Origin of the sequence: Chryseobacterium daecheongense (genome assembly GCF_003729955.1) — a bacterium.
GTDB classification, from domain to species: domain Bacteria; phylum Bacteroidota; class Bacteroidia; order Flavobacteriales; family Weeksellaceae; genus Chryseobacterium; species Chryseobacterium daecheongense.
Map to the genome: position 1 here is coordinate 46,949 of NZ_RJTX01000004.1, position 18,381 is coordinate 65,329.

20 protein-coding genes are annotated in these 18,381 nt (G+C 37.6%); 5 read left to right on the forward strand and 15 right to left on the reverse strand.

All coding sequences use genetic code 11. The features are described from left to right. Positions 1-83 precede the first annotated feature (83 nt). A complete protein-coding gene (locus tag EGI05_RS13545) occupies positions 84-848 on the reverse strand; it encodes an enoyl-CoA hydratase/isomerase family protein (protein ID WP_123263588.1) in 765 nt (254 codons plus the stop codon). Between the two features lie 275 nt (positions 849-1,123). Between EGI05_RS13545 and EGI05_RS13550 the strand changes: the two genes are divergently transcribed. The 4 genes from EGI05_RS13550 to EGI05_RS13565 all read left to right on the forward strand — a co-directional run bounded on the left by EGI05_RS13550 (position 1,124) and on the right by EGI05_RS13565 (position 3,720). After that, the gene (locus tag EGI05_RS13550; protein WP_123263589.1) at positions 1,124-1,468 is read left to right on the forward strand and encodes a hypothetical protein; all 345 of its coding nucleotides are present in this window, start codon (positions 1,124-1,126) and stop codon (positions 1,466-1,468) included. Positions 1,469-1,725: 257 nt separating this feature from the next. After that, positions 1,726-2,274, forward strand: a complete 549-nt coding sequence (locus EGI05_RS13555; protein ID WP_123263590.1) for a phage tail protein — start codon at positions 1,726-1,728, stop codon at positions 2,272-2,274. A gap of 46 nt (positions 2,275-2,320) precedes the next feature. Next, positions 2,321-2,863: a phage tail protein gene (locus EGI05_RS13560; protein WP_123263591.1), complete on the forward strand. Its 543-nt coding sequence runs from the start codon at positions 2,321-2,323 to the stop codon at positions 2,861-2,863. A gap of 35 nt (positions 2,864-2,898) precedes the next feature. Continuing rightward, entirely contained in the window at positions 2,899-3,720 is an 822-nt protein-coding gene (locus tag EGI05_RS13565; RefSeq protein ID WP_123263592.1) for a T9SS type A sorting domain-containing protein, read from the forward strand. Between the two features lie 79 nt (positions 3,721-3,799). Here the strand turns inward: EGI05_RS13565 and EGI05_RS13570 are convergent, their stop codons facing one another. Beyond that, positions 3,800-4,483 (reverse strand): SMUG2 DNA glycosylase family protein, encoded by a 684-nt coding sequence (locus EGI05_RS13570; RefSeq protein WP_123263593.1) that lies wholly within the window; start codon positions 4,481-4,483, stop codon positions 3,800-3,802. 132 nt (positions 4,484-4,615) lie between these two features. Between EGI05_RS13570 and EGI05_RS13575 the strand changes: the two genes are divergently transcribed. Next, positions 4,616-5,314: a CPBP family intramembrane glutamic endopeptidase gene (locus tag EGI05_RS13575; protein ID WP_123263594.1), complete on the forward strand. Its 699-nt coding sequence runs from the start codon at positions 4,616-4,618 to the stop codon at positions 5,312-5,314. A gap of 52 nt (positions 5,315-5,366) precedes the next feature. Here the strand turns inward: EGI05_RS13575 and paaZ are convergent, their stop codons facing one another. The 13 genes from paaZ to EGI05_RS13645 all read right to left on the reverse strand — a co-directional run bounded on the left by paaZ (position 5,367) and on the right by EGI05_RS13645 (position 18,357). After that, complete coding sequence (paaZ, locus tag EGI05_RS13580; protein ID WP_123263595.1) at positions 5,367-7,862, reverse strand: phenylacetic acid degradation bifunctional protein PaaZ; 2,496 nt, start codon at positions 7,860-7,862, stop codon at positions 5,367-5,369. An 8-nt stretch (positions 7,863-7,870) separates the two neighbouring features. Then, positions 7,871-8,572, reverse strand: coding sequence for a DUF6624 domain-containing protein (locus EGI05_RS13585; protein ID WP_123263596.1), 702 nt, complete (start codon positions 8,570-8,572; stop codon positions 7,871-7,873). A 17-nt stretch (positions 8,573-8,589) separates the two neighbouring features. After that, positions 8,590-9,183: an acyltransferase gene (locus tag EGI05_RS13590; protein WP_123264370.1), complete on the reverse strand. Its 594-nt coding sequence runs from the start codon at positions 9,181-9,183 to the stop codon at positions 8,590-8,592. A 19-nt stretch (positions 9,184-9,202) separates the two neighbouring features. Then, positions 9,203-10,408, reverse strand: a complete 1,206-nt coding sequence (pcaF, locus tag EGI05_RS13595) for a 3-oxoadipyl-CoA thiolase (protein ID WP_123263597.1) — start codon at positions 10,406-10,408, stop codon at positions 9,203-9,205. Between the two features lie 84 nt (positions 10,409-10,492). Continuing rightward, positions 10,493-10,906, reverse strand: coding sequence for a PaaI family thioesterase (locus EGI05_RS13600; protein ID WP_123263598.1), 414 nt, complete (start codon positions 10,904-10,906; stop codon positions 10,493-10,495). A 209-nt stretch (positions 10,907-11,115) separates the two neighbouring features. Beyond that, positions 11,116-12,249, reverse strand: coding sequence for a 3-hydroxyacyl-CoA dehydrogenase NAD-binding domain-containing protein (locus EGI05_RS13610; RefSeq protein ID WP_123263600.1), 1,134 nt, complete (start codon positions 12,247-12,249; stop codon positions 11,116-11,118). An 80-nt stretch (positions 12,250-12,329) separates the two neighbouring features. After that, positions 12,330-13,130: an enoyl-CoA hydratase/isomerase family protein gene (locus tag EGI05_RS13615; protein ID WP_123263601.1), complete on the reverse strand. Its 801-nt coding sequence runs from the start codon at positions 13,128-13,130 to the stop codon at positions 12,330-12,332. A 59-nt stretch (positions 13,131-13,189) separates the two neighbouring features. Beyond that, a complete protein-coding gene (paaD, locus tag EGI05_RS13620) occupies positions 13,190-13,654 on the reverse strand; it encodes a 1,2-phenylacetyl-CoA epoxidase subunit PaaD (protein ID WP_123263602.1) in 465 nt (154 codons plus the stop codon). Between the two features lie 103 nt (positions 13,655-13,757). Then, complete coding sequence (paaC, locus tag EGI05_RS13625; protein ID WP_123263603.1) at positions 13,758-14,507, reverse strand: 1,2-phenylacetyl-CoA epoxidase subunit PaaC; 750 nt, start codon at positions 14,505-14,507, stop codon at positions 13,758-13,760. A 1-nt stretch (position 14,508) separates the two neighbouring features. Next, positions 14,509-14,790: a 1,2-phenylacetyl-CoA epoxidase subunit PaaB gene (gene paaB / locus EGI05_RS13630; protein WP_121462113.1), complete on the reverse strand. Its 282-nt coding sequence runs from the start codon at positions 14,788-14,790 to the stop codon at positions 14,509-14,511. Between the two features lie 111 nt (positions 14,791-14,901). Then, complete coding sequence (gene paaA / locus EGI05_RS13635) at positions 14,902-15,840, reverse strand: 1,2-phenylacetyl-CoA epoxidase subunit PaaA (RefSeq protein ID WP_123263604.1); 939 nt, start codon at positions 15,838-15,840, stop codon at positions 14,902-14,904. 115 nt (positions 15,841-15,955) lie between these two features. Continuing rightward, on the reverse strand, positions 15,956-17,041 hold the full coding sequence (locus EGI05_RS13640; RefSeq protein ID WP_123263605.1) for a 2Fe-2S iron-sulfur cluster-binding protein: 1,086 nt from the start codon (positions 17,039-17,041) through the stop codon (positions 15,956-15,958). Continuing rightward, positions 17,041-18,357 carry a phenylacetate--CoA ligase family protein gene (locus tag EGI05_RS13645; protein WP_123263606.1) on the reverse strand — a complete coding sequence of 439 codons (1,317 nt, stop codon included), beginning with the start codon at positions 18,355-18,357 and terminating at the stop codon, positions 17,041-17,043. Before EGI05_RS13645 ends, EGI05_RS13640 begins: the two co-directional genes overlap by 1 nt. Positions 18,358-18,381: the final 24 nt, after the last annotated feature.

Sequence of the window (18,381 nt, forward strand, 5' to 3'; positions counted from 1 at the left end):
TCAATATGAATGAAACAAAATAAAAGAAAAATAAAAAACCATTGAAAAATTTCAATGGTTTTATTCAATATATTGTGAATAACTTATTTTATCCTTAATCTTTCCTTAATAGCTTCTATATTTTTCTTGGCGGAATCTTCTAAGATCAGACTTGCACTCATATGAATTCTTGCAGGCATTAGTTCATTGAAATGATCGGTTCCTTCCCAAGATACTTGTTTAATCAAAGCTAATGCATCACTGCTTCTTGATGCTAAAGTTTGCAAGAATTTTTCTAGTTTAGCATCCATTTCTTCGATGCTTTCAGAAACAGAGTGGTACACATTATGTTGTTCTGCCCATTCTGCAGATCTGAAATCTGCATCGATGGCCATAGCAGAAAACTGGGATTTACCAATCTTTCTTTCCACATAAGGCCCAATAACGAATGGTCCAATTCCTAAATTGATTTCCGTTAAAGCCAATGCTGAATCCTTAGTTGCAAAACAATAATCGGCTCCACAAGCAATTCCTACTCCTCCACCGGTTGTCTTTCCCTGAACTCTTACCACTACTATCTTACCACAATTTCTCATCGCATTCAAAACTTTGGCAAATCCACCAAAAAATTGAGTAGAAGCTTCCAACTCATCAATAGCTAAAAGCTCGTCAAAACTAGCTCCTGCACAGAATGCTTTTTCTCCTTCACTTTTAATCAGGATCGCTTTTACTTCCTCTTTAGCTCCCTCGTCTAAAATGGTTTGAGCTAACTTTTCTAAAATTGCTCCGGGCAGAGAGTTGCTTTTTGGTGTCCCGAATGTAATTTCCGAGATATTGTTCTTAAGTTCCGATACTACGAATTCGTTCATTTTTAGATATATTTGAATAGTTACAAAAATACTAAATACACAGCGTTTAAAGAAAATTAAAGTATATAAATTGGTTATGCATTACAAATATGATTTCTTATTCCGTATAAATACTAAAAATACAATTTGGTCATTTTTACTCTAACCTTATTATATAGATGATCCTACATTTGTCATGTTCCTATTAATTAAGAAGCTTCAAAAAAATGTGAACAAAGGGAAAATCCGAAAGCCCTTAAAAAAGCGTAGGAAAGTTTAATTAAAAAAATAACACCATGTCTTATCCATTAGTAAAAATCACCAATTCCACCAACTATATTGCAAGTGGTAAAGTATCTTATATGAGCATTTTCTGTTCAGATGACAATTATTCTGTAACGCCCAATACAACGTGGCAAGCCGGAAGCAGAGGAGTTTGCTTGCTTACAGAAATTACAGCTACTCTTAAAACTCCTAATGGAGATATCGTAGCAACTCCTTATACTTCATCAGGAACTTCTTACAGCAATTTTGCCATCCTTCAGACAGGGCCGAATTCTTTTGCGGTTACCAGAGTAGTGAATTTGAGTGAAGACCAGGTTCCTGAAGATTATGTAGAACCAACCGTGCAACAAAAATAAGCATAGATAGTATATTCATAAAGATTTCAGTATCAAAAAAACCTTCAGAGTTCTGAAGGTTTTTATACATCTTGATCCAGGTCCAGCCTTCCATTACGTAGAAATACGGAATGCCAAATTTGGTATTTTCTACTCTAGCCCTGCCTTCATAGATGTCGTTACTTTGGTTTATCAAATAGACCTAAAAATCTAGGACCAATGGCGGAATCCGAAAAGCCAACAGAGTAGGAAACTTATAACTGAAAAAAATATTAACCATGGATGAAATAATGGGAGTCATTAAATCTTTCTCCGGAAACTTTGCTCCAGTAAACTTTATGTTCTGCGATGGAAGCTTATTAAGTATTGCTCAGAACTCTGCCCTTTTTTCCATTTTAGGAACAACTTACGGTGGTGACGGGATCACAACTTTCGCTTTACCTAACCTAAACGGGCGCTACCCTTTAGGAGTGGGGACTAACGCAGGTGAAAACTATGTACTGGGCGAGCAATCTGGAAACCCGCAAAAGACAATTCTGTCTACGAATTTACCTAGCATGACGAGCCAGTTGAAAGTTGCCAACGCTAATGCTACTTCTGCATCTCCATCTGCAACATCATCACTTGCAATTACAGGAACACTGAACGGAAGAGACTTCACTGCTATACCAAGCTACATCGATAATGCAGATCCTTCTTCTGTTACAGTTCTTAATCCTCAATCTGTAATGTTCATGGGACAAAGCCAGCCTATCGACAATATGATGCCTTATTTGGGATTAAACTATATCATCTGTGTACAAGGGATTTATCCTTCAAGAGGCTAATAAAGACAACAATACTAACAATAAAACAACTTAAACTAAAAATATCATGGAAGAATTATTAGGAACCATCAAAATGTTTGCAGGCAACTTTGCCCCTAGAGGCTACTTGTTTTGCAACGGAGCAATATTAAGCATTGCACAAAACCAAGCGCTTTTTTCGCTGTTAGGAACTACTTATGGCGGAAACGGTACCACAACCTTTGCCTTACCTAACTTAAATGGACGTGCTCCCATAGGTTCAGGAACTGCAAATACCGGAAAATCTGTAAATCTTGGGGAAGCAGGAGGTAGCCCAAATATCACCATACTTAACACTAATTTACCAACTTTTGTAAGTCAATTAAAAGTTTCCAAATCAAACGCCGCTACAGCTTCTCCATCTTCAGCTTCATCAATTGCTGTGACAGGAACATTGAACGGAAGAGACTTTACCGCTATACCAAGTTTTGTAGATGCAGCTCCGGACACTGTTATCAATGCTGGTTCAGTAACTTTTACAGGCGCGAACCTGCCGATTGAAAACATGCCTCCTTATCTAGGAATGAACTACATTATTTGTGTAGAAGGGATTTATCCTTCAAGACCATAAAATAAAAAACAACCTAAAACTTAAAACTTACAATCATGAAAAGGACTATATTTTTTGCTATATGCAGTCTTTTCATATCGATTTTCTCATTTGGACAGACGAGCACAGAGCAGTTTGAAACTGAATCTCACAGCAGCGCAAGCTTTACTGATAACGGCGTGATATTTAATATCCTTTCACATGTCGGAACCTTTGATATTCAAGCCAATTATCCGGGAACGGGATGGAATGGTACAGCAAATGACAACAGATATATTGATAACTCCGCCTCGGCTCAGGCTGACGCGTCATTCAGTATAAAAACGACTTCCAACTTGTTTAAAGTAAACAGATTCTGGATATTCTTATCTAATACATCATTAAATCAAAATGTTGCAGGAACACTTACTATTACAGGAAAATTATCAGGTACGACAAAATTTACCCAAACAAAAACTACCGGATTTGCAACAGGTTTGGGAACTACAAACGGGTATACACTGATTGATATGACCAACCTGAATGGCCAAAACTATAGTAATATTGTTATTGATCAGCTTCAGGTTACTCTAGGCGGAGCTTTTACCTACGGAGGCTTTGATTCTTTCACTTGGGTAAAAGATTCCGGAATTGTTTTAGCAGCAAATGAGATAAAATCTCAAAAAAGCAAACTCAGTATCTATCCAAATCCAACACATGGCTCATTCATTATCAACAGTAATGAAAACGGTAAAGCTGAGATATATGATCAAACCGGTAAAATCGTAAAATCATTAGAGGTAAAACAAGGAGAAAACAGAGAAGACATTTCCGAACTTCCTACGGGAACTTATCTGATTCAAACTTCCTCGGGATCTTACAAAATCATTAAAAATTAAATACAATCGATTTAGAATTAAGATTGTACCGATTCTAATACACTAATGATAAAACTGCCCTGTGTGATGGAGGGTGGTTTTATCTTTTCAATGCTACAATATATTTGTCAATATACAATTGTTTTTCTTTGGACTTATATTGCTGAATATATCTTGGATGCTCTAAAACCGTCATGGTATCAAACAATTTTTCTTCTGCATTTAATTTGGAGATAAAATCGGCATTCTTTTTTCCAAGGATAAATACTTCTGAAGTATCAAGACCAAGACTGATATGTTTTTTTAAAGAATCAATCATAAAATCCTTCACATCTTCAAATAGTCTTTTATCATCATAATAATTCGCATTCAACCAACCATTCTTTGATTTCCTCACAATAGCCAATGGAAATGGTGAATTGATATAGCAGTCTCTGTAGAATTTCTCAACGCCTCCATATTCTGCAATCATATCATAGATAAAAACTGAAGAAACTTCATGGGTATGTGCAGATTTCATTTTGATTCCGCAAGCACTTTCGAGACGTTTAGTATCTGTGAAAGGAACGCCAGTAACTCCTGCTCCATGTCGGCTTGGATTAATTCCTACAATAAATTTTCTCGGATGAGCATCATTATAGTATTTGTGATAAAACTTCTGCATGACTTCCATCGTTTCAGGATTATCCAGGTATGGATTCAATACCTGAAAGCCTTCCGGTAAATTTCCGGAGTACTTTAGATTTCTATTGAACTCAATGACTTTATCTGCAAGGGTTTTCATTTGAATGGAATTAAAAAACAATGTAGCAATTTATGACTAAACTGTTATTGAATTATCATATTTCCAGATGTCTTTTTTTACTATCTTCGTTTTCAATGAAATACACTTTCATTATATTAAAACTTTTAACCAATGATTGGAATTATAATTGAGCTTATTATTTCATGGCTCATCCTTAAATTCATAGCAAAAAAGAATCTTTCCGTTTTAGGATTTATGCCCAGTCAAACAAGATTCATTCAATGGAGCATTGGCTTTCTTTTGGCCGCAGTGATCTGTAGTCTTTATCATATCATGACAACAGTATTTATCAATAACAGCTGGATACTGAACAAGCAATTAACATTCTCCGTTGCATTAATGAGCTCATGGTGGGTTGTAAAATCCGTATTATTTGAAGAATTACTTTTCAGAGGTGCCTTACTTTATCTGGCCATTGAAAAATGGGGAAATACTAAAGCCTGCGTTTTTTCCGCAATCTGTTTCGGCGTGTATCACTGGTTTTCTTATAATGCTTTTGGAAATCCTTTTCAGATGGGAATTATTTTCGTGATGACTGCCATTTTTGGATGGATGCTGGCTGTTTCCTTTGCTAAAACGAAATCCCTGTATCTTCCTATAAGCCTTCATCTGGGCTGGAATTTGTTCAATATTGTGGTATTCTCCAACGGTCCGTTGGGCAAACAGCTCTTTATAAAAGCTAATGAGAATCATCTTGAGGGGATTCCTTCACTGCTTGTTTTTATATTCCAGATAGTTGCATTACCTCTTGTCATGTACGGATATTTTAAGTTTAAGAACCGAATAAAACAGGAGGCAGATTTAGACTAAAAATCCCCTCCAAGTGAGTATTGAAGGGGAGATTTTTTATAATTAATTTGAATTAAATCAATCCGAACTGCTCAAAATGATGAGTAAAATGTTTTTTATGCATCAGTTCCCACATTTCTTTATTCAGCTTTCCAAAAACAAAATTCATATGTTCCGCCTGCGGATTTTCTTTATAGTAAATTGAATATCTTTTTAAAGTATCCATGAAAGACTGTTTTGCTGCTTCCAGATTTTTATGTCTCAGCTCCAATAATTTTTCGTCTTCAGCTAAGAAAGGAGCAGGAAAATCTTTCGGCATTTTTCTGTGATTATATAAAGAATCCTGCCATTTTTCCAACTGTTCTTCAGGGGTGAAGCATTTATCTGCTTCCGGTTCACCCAAGCTTACCAACACACCATGCTCAAGATGTTCGATCATCTGTTGTGGGGTCATTTTACCCCATTTGGGTTCTGTATTTTCTGTTAATCCGTTAAGGATCTTTTCAATGCTTTTTATTTTCAGATCGATAAATGGAGATTGCTTAGCAACTAATGTTAAAATTGTTGCCACGCAAACTACTTCTTCACGTTGATTCACAACCTCAACCAGCCATTTCACCACTCCTGAAGGAATATTTCTTCCCTTTACCCCTCTGTTGATCTTCTCCTTTGCCGTTAAATAGACTGTGATCGTATCACCGGCATAAACCGGCTTAAAGAATGAACAGTTTTCAAGTCCGTAATTCGCAATTACAGGTCCTTTTTTCCCTGAAACAAATAATCCTGCTGCTGCTGAAAGGATGAAATATCCGTGAGCCACAGTTTTATCAAAGATAGTTCCCGTTAAACTTGTTGCGTCTGTATGAGCATAGAAATGATCCCAGGAAACATTGGAGAAATTCACGATATCTGCATCCGTAACTGTTCTTCCAGCTGTTTCCAGAGAATCCCCTACTTCCACTTCTTCGAAATATTTCTGGAAAGGATGTTTATCCGAGAATTTTTTCTCAGCTCCCTGCTGATATATTTTAGTAATAGCTGTTAAAATATCCGGTGATCCCTGAATGGCTGTTTTTTGTAAGAAGAAATGAAGACCGTTCAAACCTCCCATTTCTTCACCTCCTCCTGCTCTACCCGGACCTCCGTGCATCAAGGTAGGAAGTGGTGAACCATGACCTGTACTTTCTTTAGCATTGTCTCTGTTCAATACGAAAATTCTTCCGTGCTGAGAAGCCATTTTCCATGAGGTTTCTGCAACGAATTCATTATCATAAGAAACGATGGAACCAACCAAACTTCCTTTTCCTCTTTTGGCCAAAGCTGCCGCTTCTTCTGCATCTTTATAAGGCATCAAAGTAGAAACAGGACCGAAAGCTTCTACGTCGTGAGAGATATTTTTTTCGAAAGGCTTGTCATTCAGGAATAATTTAGGGCTCATGAATGCTCCTTTTTCATAATCTGCATCTACCAATTCATGTTTTCCGTCATACACAAGCTCTGTCTCTGCTTTCAGTATATCAATTTTTCTAAGAACCTCATCGTACTGTTGTCTTCCGACAAGAGATCCCATTCTGGTTTCCCTGCTTAAAGGGTTTCCTATTTTAGTTTGATCTAAAGCTTTAGATAAAGCATTCTGAACGTCTCCGATCAAATGTTCGGGGACGATAATTCTTCTGATCGCCGTACATTTCTGACCTGCTTTAGTCGTCATTTCATTACGGACTTCTTTGATGAACAGATCAAATTCCGGAGTTCCCGGCTTTGCGTCCAAACCAAGGATAGAGCAGTTTAATGAGTCCGCCTCCATGTTGAAGCGTACTGCATTTCCTGCAATCGAAGGTAAAGATTTTAATTTTCTACCTGTAGTCGCAGAACCTGTGAATAATACCGAATCTCCATCCTGAACATAATCCAGAATATTTCCTGGCTCCCCACAAACTAATTGGAGCGCTCCTTCAGGAAGAAGTCCACTTTCAATCATATCCTGGAAAACTGCATTCGTCAAATAAGAACCGTAAGGAGACGGCTTTACAATAGAAGGGACACCAGCCAATAATGAGGTGGATAATTTCTCCAACATTCCCCAAACCGGAAAGTTGTAAGCATTAATTTGAATGGAAACTCCTTCACTTGGAGTCAGAATATGAGTTCCTAAATGGGTTCCGTTCGCAGAGATTTTCTGTGTATCTCCATCCACCCAGAACGGAGTATTTGGAAGCATTCTTTTAGCCAATCCGGAATAAGTGAAAAAAGTTCCGAAACCTCCTTCAATATCTACCCAGGAATCAACATGAGTAGCTCCAGTTTTATATGATAATTCGTAATATTTTTTCTTTCTTTCCAGAAGGTAAAGCGCTACTTTTTTTAGCATTTCCCCACGATCATAGAAAGTCATGGAAGAAAGATTTTTGTATCCTACTGTTCTTCCGAAATCAAGGGCTTGTTCAAAATTAAGCCCCTCCGTATCCGAGACAGCCACCTGTTCTCCATTTACGGCATTGTACAAAGGAATTCCGTTTCCGGTTCCCTCTATCCATTGTCCGCAGATATAATTTTTTAATTTTTCCATATAGTTATTTACTTTTTATTACGATTTTGAAGTTGTAAAGCTTCCTCTAAAGTATAATTTTTAAATACAAAGTCTTTTCCTAGCATACCTTGAGCATAATCCTGCACTGTTTGTCCGAACCCGGCTTCTTCTCTTAATCTATTTACATTGATAAAGTCTTTGATTGGCCAGATGATCCATACCATTTCTGTTTTACCATCTTTTGTTGTTGTAAAGGATCGGGCCTGGGTTCCGTAAATCTGTTCTTTATCTTCCTGTACAAGCTGTCTGTCGAGCATCATTGCATATAATCTGAAAGGAAGCTCCTTTTCTTCGGCAGCTTTTTTAATTAGTGGCAGATATTGATTGATCTTTGGTGAATGCTGAATAACCAGCCAAGCTGTTTTATTTTCAGGTTCTCCCACAAGAGATTTCCCAGGGTAACCATATTTTGCTATTATTTTTTCAATCTTAGCCAGATTTTCTGCATCCTGCTGATCCATCTTTTTGCCCAAACCGACAGTTGCCTCTTCCTGAGTAAGATTTTTTTCTTTTATGATTTCTTTTCTTCTTTCTGGTGATGTGTCAGGAAGCATAAACTCACGATAGATCTGATCATCTTTATCAATTTGTGCCAACTCTTTTTTAAGCTGAATATTAATTGACTGATCCTGAATTTTCTGACTATTGATCAGTACTGAAAAGAAAATGGTAAAAAACAGATATTTCATATTGTGATCGGCAATTATTATTTTACATCGTCCCAGATGCTGTAATCTACAATTTTCGTTGGGACTTGCTTCACATATTCTGTGAATGGCTCACAAGGCAGAATGGCTTCTTTTCCTTCTCTTGCCAATTCCTGATATAGTTTTGTTCCTTCTGTTTTCCAGTGGATCATTTCATCAGAAACATCACGGATGATTTTTGCAGGGCTTCCTACAATCAGTTTTCTCGGTTCACTTCTGAAATTAGCAGGAACAAAAGCCAACGCACCGATGATACATTCGTCCCCGATCACCGCCTTATCCATCACTACCGAATTCATCCCAACCAGACAATTTTTTCCGATATGCCCGGAATGAATAATAGCTCCATGACCGATGTGTGCAGATTCTTCTAAGATGGTTTCAATATTCGGGAATACATGAAGGGTACAGTTTTCCTGAACATTGGCTCCGTCTTTTACCAAAATTTTACCCCAATCGCCACGGATTACCGCGTTAGGACCAACATAGACTTCTTCACCTATTTCCACATTGCCGATAATTACCGCCTGCGGATGGATATATGCAGAAGGTTTGATAATGGGACGAATTCCGTGATACGAATAGATGTTCATGAAATTTTTATTAAAAATTTTATACTTTTTCAATTACCATTGCATATCCTTGCCCTACACCGATACAAAGGGTACACAAAGCATATTTTTTATCTTGCTTTTGAAGTTCCAATGCGGCTGAACCCACAATTCTTGCTCCTGAAACGCCAAGAGGATGTCCTATAGCAATCGCTCCTCCGTTTGGATTGATTCTCGTATCATCGTCTTTTAACCCTAAACTTCTTGTTACCGCTAAAGCCTGAGCCGCGAAGGCTTCGTTCAATTCGATGATATCCATATCGTCCAGAGAAAGATTTAATCTCTTTAATAATTTCTGAGTAGCTTCCACTGGTCCGATTCCCATGATTCTTGGCTCTACACCAGCTACGGAAGATCCTAAAATTTTAGCTTTTGGTTTTAAACCATATTTTTTTACCGCTTCTTCACTTGCCAGAATAAGAGCTGCAGCTCCGTCATTCATTCCTGAAGCGTTCCCTGCAGTTACCGTTCCTTCTTTTCTGAAGGCAGGACGAAGTTTTCCTAATCCTTCCATAGAAGATGTCGGCTTTATAAATTCATCTTTATCAAAAACGATAGGCTCTCCTTTTTTCTGTGGAATTTCAACTTTTATGATCTCTTCTGCCAATCTTCCGCTTTCCTGTGCTTTGGTAGCTTTCTGCTGAGACCAAAGGGCAAACTTATCCTGGTCTTCTCTGCTGATCTGGTGAATATCCGCTAAATTTTCCGCAGTTTCTCCCATTCCGTCCACACCATACATTTCTTTCATTTTCGGGTTAATGAAACGCCATCCGAAAGTGGTATCAAACATCTGGCTGTCTCTACCGAAAGCCATACTTGGTTTTGACATTACATAAGGAGAACGCGTCATGTGCTCTACTCCACCTGCAATATAAATTTCTCCTTCTCCGGCCGCAATAGATCTGAAAGCATTCGCTACAGCAGACATTCCTGAAGCACAAAGTCTGTTCACCGTTTCTCCCCCGATTTTGTAAGGAAGCCCGGCCAGTAAAAGCCCCATTCTCGCTACGTTACGATTGTCTTCTCCAGCTTGATTAGCACATCCGAAAATAACGTCTTCAATTTCTTCTACAGGAACTTCCGGGTTTCTTGCTACGATTTCTTTCAACACTATGGCTGCCAAATCATCGGCTCTGACTTCTGATAACCCTCCCTGTAATTTTGAAATAGGAGTTCTGATGTAATCTATGATATATACGTTGTTCATAATTTTTGCTTTAGGCTTTAAGCTATATGCAGTAAGTTTTGCCAGCTTCGAAAAAAAGCTTGTTGCTTATTGCCAAAATCTTATTTATAGTTCTGTTACTTTTTTTCCAATTTTATATACTGTTCCGACAAATTTGGCAATCAGCTCTTCGTTTTGATTGGTAATCTTAATGTCATAAACAGCTGTTTTTCTTGTTTCGTTCACCAAGATACTCTCTGCTCTGAAAACATCACCTTCTTTTCCGGCTTTGGTAAAGTTGATGATACAGTTCAGCGCCACAGCAGCCTCTCCGGAGTTGTTAGATGAAAAGGCCAATGCAGAATCTGCAAAAGCAAAAGTAACCCCTCCATGAACGGTTTTAAGCCCATTGATCATCTCTTTTTTGATGGGCATCTCTATCAAGCAATAGTTTTCTTTAACCTCAATCATTCTGATATTCATCCATTGAGAGAAATAGTCCTGATTAAGCATATAATCTGCAACTTGTCTCGGCGTCATTTAATATTTTTATTTAGAGATTTTTTCTTTCGATTCAGATTGTTCAATTCGTCAAGAAGGTAATAAAGTACAAATATTCCAAGGAAATATAATGCGTAAAGCCTTATCTGGAAATTTTTAAAATCAGGCAGCTTTATCAACATAAATATACTTGTCATAAAAACAGCTACCATCAGACATTTTATTATCCTCTTCTTATCTATTTTCATTTATAGCTTTTTTAACAAAGGGCTCTGTTTGTATCTTTCTTCCTGATATTCTTCGTAAAGGCTTTGCAGGGTTTCGGAAATTTTTGAATAGCCAATTTCTTTTCCCCAGCTTAACAGTCCTTTCGGATAGTTCACTCCTTTCTGCATAGCCAATTCTATATCTTCATCATTGGCAACACCTAATCTTTTCGCTTCAACCGCTTCATTGATCAGCATTGAAATAATTCTTAAAAATATCTGTTGATATAAAGCATCATCTTTCTGTGCATCCGGTTTTTCTGCTCCTTCGCTATAGTCATAGAAACCTTTTCCGGTTTTTCTTCCATGAAGTTTAGCTTCAGACATACGTTGCTGCAATAAAGATGGTTTGTATTTCGGATCGTAGAAGTAGTCTTTGTAAACCGTTGTCGTTACGGCGAAATTCACATCCACCCCAATTAGGTCCATCAATTCGAAAGGCCCCATTTTGAAGTTTCCAAGCGTTCTCATTGCTTCATCCACCTGTTCAGGGGTTGCAATGTTTTCTTCAACAATTCTTAATCCTTCTCCATAATAGGGACGGGCAATTCTGTTGACAATAAATCCGGGAATATCTTTAGCAATCACAGGCATTTTCCCCCATTCTTTCATGAGGTTATATATTTTTTCCGCCAGTGATTTTTCTGTTAATAAAGATGGAATAACCTCTACTAAAGGCATTAATGGTGCAGGATTGAAAAAATGTATTCCGATGAAACGTTCCGGTTTCTTAAGTTCCGCACCTAAAGAGGTAATAGAAATGGATGATGTATTGGAGCCAATGATACAGTCTTCTGAAACATAGTTTTCAAGCTCCGTGAAAACTTTGGTTTTGATTTCTTTGTTTTCAATAATTGCTTCAATCACGAGATCTGAATTTTTTAAACCCTGAAGATTTTCAGCTTTACTGATATTATTTCTGATCTCTGTGGCTTTTTCCTGTGAAATTTTGGTTTTTTCAACCAGTTTCTGGAGGGTCTTTTCTAAGCCTGAAAGCGCTTTATCAATTTGTGGAGCCTGTGCATCGTAAACTACTACTTTACATCCTGCTGTTGCAGCCACCTGAGCAATTCCTATACCCATGGTTCCTGCTCCAATAATTCCAATATTTTTCATTTATTATAGATGTTAGAAATTAGACATTAGAAGCTAGAGCCTGACTAACACCTAACTTCTAACATCCAGTTTCTCATAATTTATCTTCCTTTATAATTAGGTTTTCTTTTCTGTAAAAAGGCATTTACACCCTCTATAAAATCTTCTGTTTCAGAAGCTTCTTGTTGTAAATCTGCTTCTAACTCCAATTGCTGACTCAATGTATTGTCATACGAATGAGCAAAGGCTTTTTTGGTCAGTTTGAAAGCAGCTGTAGGCATATTCGATAGTTTCTCCAGAATCTCCATGGATTTCGGCATGAATTCTTCTTCGCTGAAAACTTCTGCTACCAATCCGTAAGATTTGGATTCTTCAGCAGATAATTTTTTCCCTGTGAAAGCTAAATAAGTAGCCAACTGTCTTCCTAACAATTTAGGCAAGAAGTAAGTTCCTCCTGTATCCGGAATCAATCCAATATTTGAAAATGCCTGAGAGAAATATGCTTTATCATTCGCTAAAACAAAATCGCAGATCAATGCTAACATGGCACCAGCTCCAACTGCCGGACCATTTACCAACGCAATAACCGGCTTTTTAGCATGTGTAATTTCCGTTACTAACGGGTTGTAATAATCTTCAACGATCTTGCGAACGATATATTTATCATGATGTTCGTTACCCTGAACGAAAGCGTCATCTAAGTTTTGTCCGGAACAAAATGCTTTTCCTCTTCCTGAAATTGCAATACATCTTACTGTTGGGTCTTCATTACAGTCTTTGATAAAGTCTTTTAGATCCGATAGAGATGGCTTTGTAAGCGCATTCATGGTTTGCGGTTGATTCAGGTAGGCAATTTTGAGTTTTCCGTCAAAATGCGTTTCAATATCGAGTTGTGTATACATATTGAATTGGTTATTAATGAGTTAATACAAAATGATTATTTCTATAAAGTTAATCATTTTTAATGACATTTAAAATAGTCAAAGGGTTCCAAACAGTCTAAGCATTGATACGAAGCCTTGCATAATGTAGATCCGAATCTGCTGATCTGCTTGGTGTGCATGGAACCACAACGAGGACATTTTTTAGGTTTTCCTATATGATGTTCGTCTGCTCCTTTTTCAGGAGGGGTAATTCCGTAGACACGAAGTTTTTCTCGTGCTTCATCGGTTAACCAGTCTGTTGTCCAGATCGGAAACATTTTGGTTACCACTTTCGCTTCCCAACCGTTTTCTTTCATGATCTTTATGATATCCTCTTCAATGGTAAACATAGCGGGACAGGCAGAATAAGTAGGCGTAATCGTTACCTCACAAGAATTCTCACCGGTAACTTTTGCATCTCTTACAATGCCTAATTCCACGATATTGATTACCGGGATTTCCGGGTCGGGAACTAATTCTAATATTTCTATGGGATCTTTCAATCTTTTTAAATCTACAATTTATAATGCATCATAAGATGCTTCAACAAGTTCAGCATGACAGTGCGGTTATTATACTGTTAGACGCATTGTTACATTTAGAATTTTACCAAGAACACCCCGGGTAAGCTCTCTGCATATATTGCAATTCACAAATAATATATCCGAAATATTCCGTATGATATCCGGTTCTTGATTTTGGCTGCATGAAATGATCTTTTAAATATTCCAATCCAAAATCCTGGAAATCTTTTTCTGTGATGGAAATAAACTGTTGGTATAGTTCATCAACATTCGAAGCGATGTTTAAAGCAATCAAATCATCTTCTCCTTCTACTTTTGCGAATAAGCCTTTTGTATATTCCCAGATATTATCTATAGCTTTTACCAAACGTTCACGGCTTTCTTCTGTCCCTTGAGCGAAGATTTTCATCCATGAAGAAGCATGCGTATAGTGATATTTCACTTCTTTCAATGATTTTTGAGCAATCGCAGAAAGTTCTTCATCTGCAGAATTTGACAAAGCTTCGTACATCAATTTCTGATATACAGAGAAAACATATACTTTAAGAACAGTTTGTGCATAATCTTCATTAGGCAACTCTACCCAATGAGCATTCACATATTCATGTTCATATCTTAAGAAAGCCAAATCATCCTCACTTTTGCCATTGTCGGCTACTCTTGAAGCATAATGGTAAAAATTATTGGCCTGTCCCAGTTCATCCAAAGCGATGTTGGTTAATGCAATATCTTCTTCCAGATACGGACCTTTCCCACACCATTCAGATAATCTTTGCCCCATGATGAAACTATCATCCGCAAGCTTTAATAAATAATTGAATAATGCGTTCATATTACATGTTTTTTACATCGTTAGGAATCTCATAGAAAGTCGGGTGACGATACAATTTATCATCCGCAGGATCGAAAAACGCATCCTGCTCCATTCCTTCCGAACTCACAATATATTTACTTGGAACTACCCAAACACAGGTTCCTTCTTTTCTTCTGGTATATACGTCTCTTGCATTCTGTAATGCCATTTCCGCTGTTGGCGCCTGAACTGTTCCGGCATGTTTGTGGGATAATCCCGGTTTAGTCTGAATAAACACTTCCCACATATCTAAATTGGCCATAGTCAAATTTTAAGTTAACAATGTATCAGTGAACAGTTTACCAATGAAATACTTTGACTAGCTAACATGGTAATAATTGTTGCATTGCTACATCGGTATATTGTTACATTATTATATTACTTCTTTTTCCTGTTTTTCCGCAAAAGCAGCTGCCGCTTCTTTTACCCAAAGGTTTTCCTGCTGCGCTTTTACTTTGGTCTGTAATCTTTTCTTGTTACAAGGTCCGTTTCCTTTCAAGATTTCCATGAATTCATCCCAAGGAAGCTCACCGAAATCATAATGACCTCTTTCTTCATTCCATTTCAGGTCTTTATCCGGAATCGTTAATCCTAAGAATTCAGCCTGAGGAACGGTAACATCAATGAATCTTTGACGAAGACTGTCATTACTTTCTCTTTTCACTCTGTAATTCATAGAAATTTTAGAGTTAGGCGAGCTGTCATCATTTGGCCCAAACATCATTAAAGCCGGCCACCAGAAACGGTTCAACGCCGCCTGTGCCATTTCTTTCTGCTGTTTTGTTCCGCGGCAAAGCGCCATTAAAATTTCGTATCCCTGTCTTTGGTGGAAAGATTCTTCTTTACAGATTCTTACCATCGCTCTTGAATAAGGGCCGTAAGAATTTCCCATCAACATTACCTGGTTCATAATGGCTGCTCCGTCTACCAACCAGCCGATTGCACCAATATCCGCCCAGCTTAAGGTAGGGTAATTGAAAATACTTGAATATTTCGCTTTTCCTGAAAGCATATCATCATAAGTAGCATCTCTGTCTGCTCTGATGGTCCCGTTTCCTAATGTTTCGGTTGCAGCATACAGATATAATCCGTGTCCTGCTTCATCCTGAACTTTAGCTAAAAGAGCCATTTTTCTTCTTAAAGAAGGTGCTCTGGAAATCCAGTTAGCTTCCGGCAGCATTCCTACAATTTCAGAATGGGCGTGCTGTGAGATCTGACGAACCAGTAGTTTCCTGTAATCATCAGGCATCACATCTTTTGGTTCTACTTTATTTTCTTCGTGAACGTATTGAACAAATTTTTCTAAGTCCATCTTTTTTTTGAATTTGAAAATTAAATAATTTGAAAATTTGAGATTAGATAATTTGAAAGTTAATGACCGTATAATGGCATTTTCAAATTAACACATTAGCTCATTTCAAATTCTATTAAACATCATAATTAAGCATCACCACATTGGTTGTTGGGTGACATTGACATGTCAGAACATAACCTCTGGCTACTTCTTCTTCGGTAAGCGCAAAATTCTTCTCCATGAAAACTTCGCCTTCTAAAACTTCCGCCTTACACGTACAACAAACTCCTCCTTTGCATGCAAAAGGCACAGGAAGATTGTCTTTCAATGCTTTATCTAAGATACTTTCTTTTTTGGAATTCAGGTGGAATGAATATTCATCATCATCAATGATCACCGTTACCATACTTTCAATATTGGCAATCGCCTTGAATTCTTCACTCATTTCCTCTGTGTTTTCTTCATCAGGAGCAGTGAAATATTCATATAAAACCTGAATCGCAGGCACCTTTTTGTCTTTCTTTAAATAATCTGCGATCCCTTTGATCATTTCCGCAGGTCCACAGATAAAATAAGTAGATTCCTGAACATTGATCTCCGGATATTTTTCAAATAATTGTTCTAATTTTTCAGCTGAAATTCTGCCTTCAAATACAGGATCTTCATGTTTTTCACGGCTTACCAGATAGATCACTTTTAATCTTCCGTTGAAATGCTCAACCAACCTGTCGATTTCCGCCTTTTTCATCACATGATTCATACTCCTGTTGCTGTAGAACAGGTAAGCATTACTGTTGGGCTCCTGATAAAGGCTTTCTTTAATATTGGAAAGAATCGGGCTGATTCCGCTTCCCGCAGCCAATCCAATATAAGTTTTGGCATTGCTTGGGTGATAAGTTGTATTGAAACTTCCCATCGGAGGCATTACTTCAAGAACTTCATCCATGTGAAGATGTTCATTGAAGTATCCTGAAACCTTTCCGCCTTCCAATAATTTCACCAATACTTCCAAAGTGTTGCTTTTTTCACTTGGAGCATTGCAGATAGAATAGGAACGGCGTTCTTCGTTTCCGTCGATCATTAATTTAAAATTAAGATACTGCCCCTGCTTGAACCTGAATTTATCTTTCAGTTCTTCAGGAATTTCCACCGCTACATTCACTGCATCATTGGTATCTTTCTGAACCTTTACAGTTTTTAGCTTATAAAATGAATTCATTATTTTTTGAGTATTCTGTTAATTTTTCCGCCTTCGCACTTAGGCAAACTGTCCTGAGCATGAATTTTCACTGTTGTGGTGATTCCTACCCGTTTTTTTATTTCGTTTTCTATATTTTTTCCAAAGCTTCCGACAAAATTAAGATAATCATCGGTATTTATAACAAGCTGCTGTGCTTTTACCAACTCATCATCAATTTCAACATCAATATCCAATGCCACACACATTTGTTCTTTTTCAATCGGAGTTAAATAATAATTCGGAACCACTCCTTTCACATGAGAAAAAGCTTCTTCAATCTGGCTCGGATATACATTCACACCTCTTACGATCAACATATCATCCGCTCTTCCCACAATAGGTTTCATTTTAACCATCGTTCTCTTTGCGTTCTGATCATAATAAAGGCTTGTAATGTCATTCGTCCAATACCGCAAAAGTGGCATCGCTTTCTTTGTTAAGGTTGTAATGACCAATACTCCTTCTTCTCCGAAAGGAACCGGTTGTTTGGTTACCGGGTCTAAAATTTCCGGGTAAAAGTGATCTTCCCAAATGTAAGCTCCACCTTTCTCCTCAAAATCCTCCATGGAAACTCCGGGACCGATAATTTCACTTAACCCGTAAATATTGGTGGCATGAACTCCCAATTTTTCTTCAATGTGGCCTCTGATAATTTCCGTCCAGGGTTCTGAACCCAAAACAGCATATTGCAAACTAATTTCTTCCGCAGTAATTCCTCTTTTAGCAAATTCATCTGCAATAGTCAAGGCATAAGACGGAGAACAGCAAATGACTTCAGGCTTGAAATCTAAAATCAGATCTACCTGTCTTGCTGTCATTCCCCCTGAAATAGGAAGAACGCTCATCCCCAATTTTTCTGCTCCGTAATGTAAGCCCAAACCTCCGGTAAAAATTCCGTAACCGTACGCATTATGCAACTGCATTCCAGGTTTTGCTCCTCCTGCATTTAATGACCTTGCTACTACTTCACTGAAAAGATCTACATCTTCTTTAGTATATCCTACAACCGTTGGTTTTCCTGTAGTTCCACTTGAACAATGAATTCTCTGAAGCTCATTTTTCGGAACGGTACATAATCCAAACGGATAGTTATCTCTTAAATCTTGTTTATAGGTGATAGGAAGTTTTGTGATATCTTCAATTGTCCTTATATCTTGAGATGATATTCCTAATTCATTCAACTTTCCTCTGTAAAACTCCGATCTCGCCTCAAGATATCCGACCAAATTTGCCAATCTCTCAGACTGAAGCTGTCTCAACTGGTCGAGCTTTAAATATTCAACTGAAAAATCCATAAAACTAACTAACATTTGTTAGGT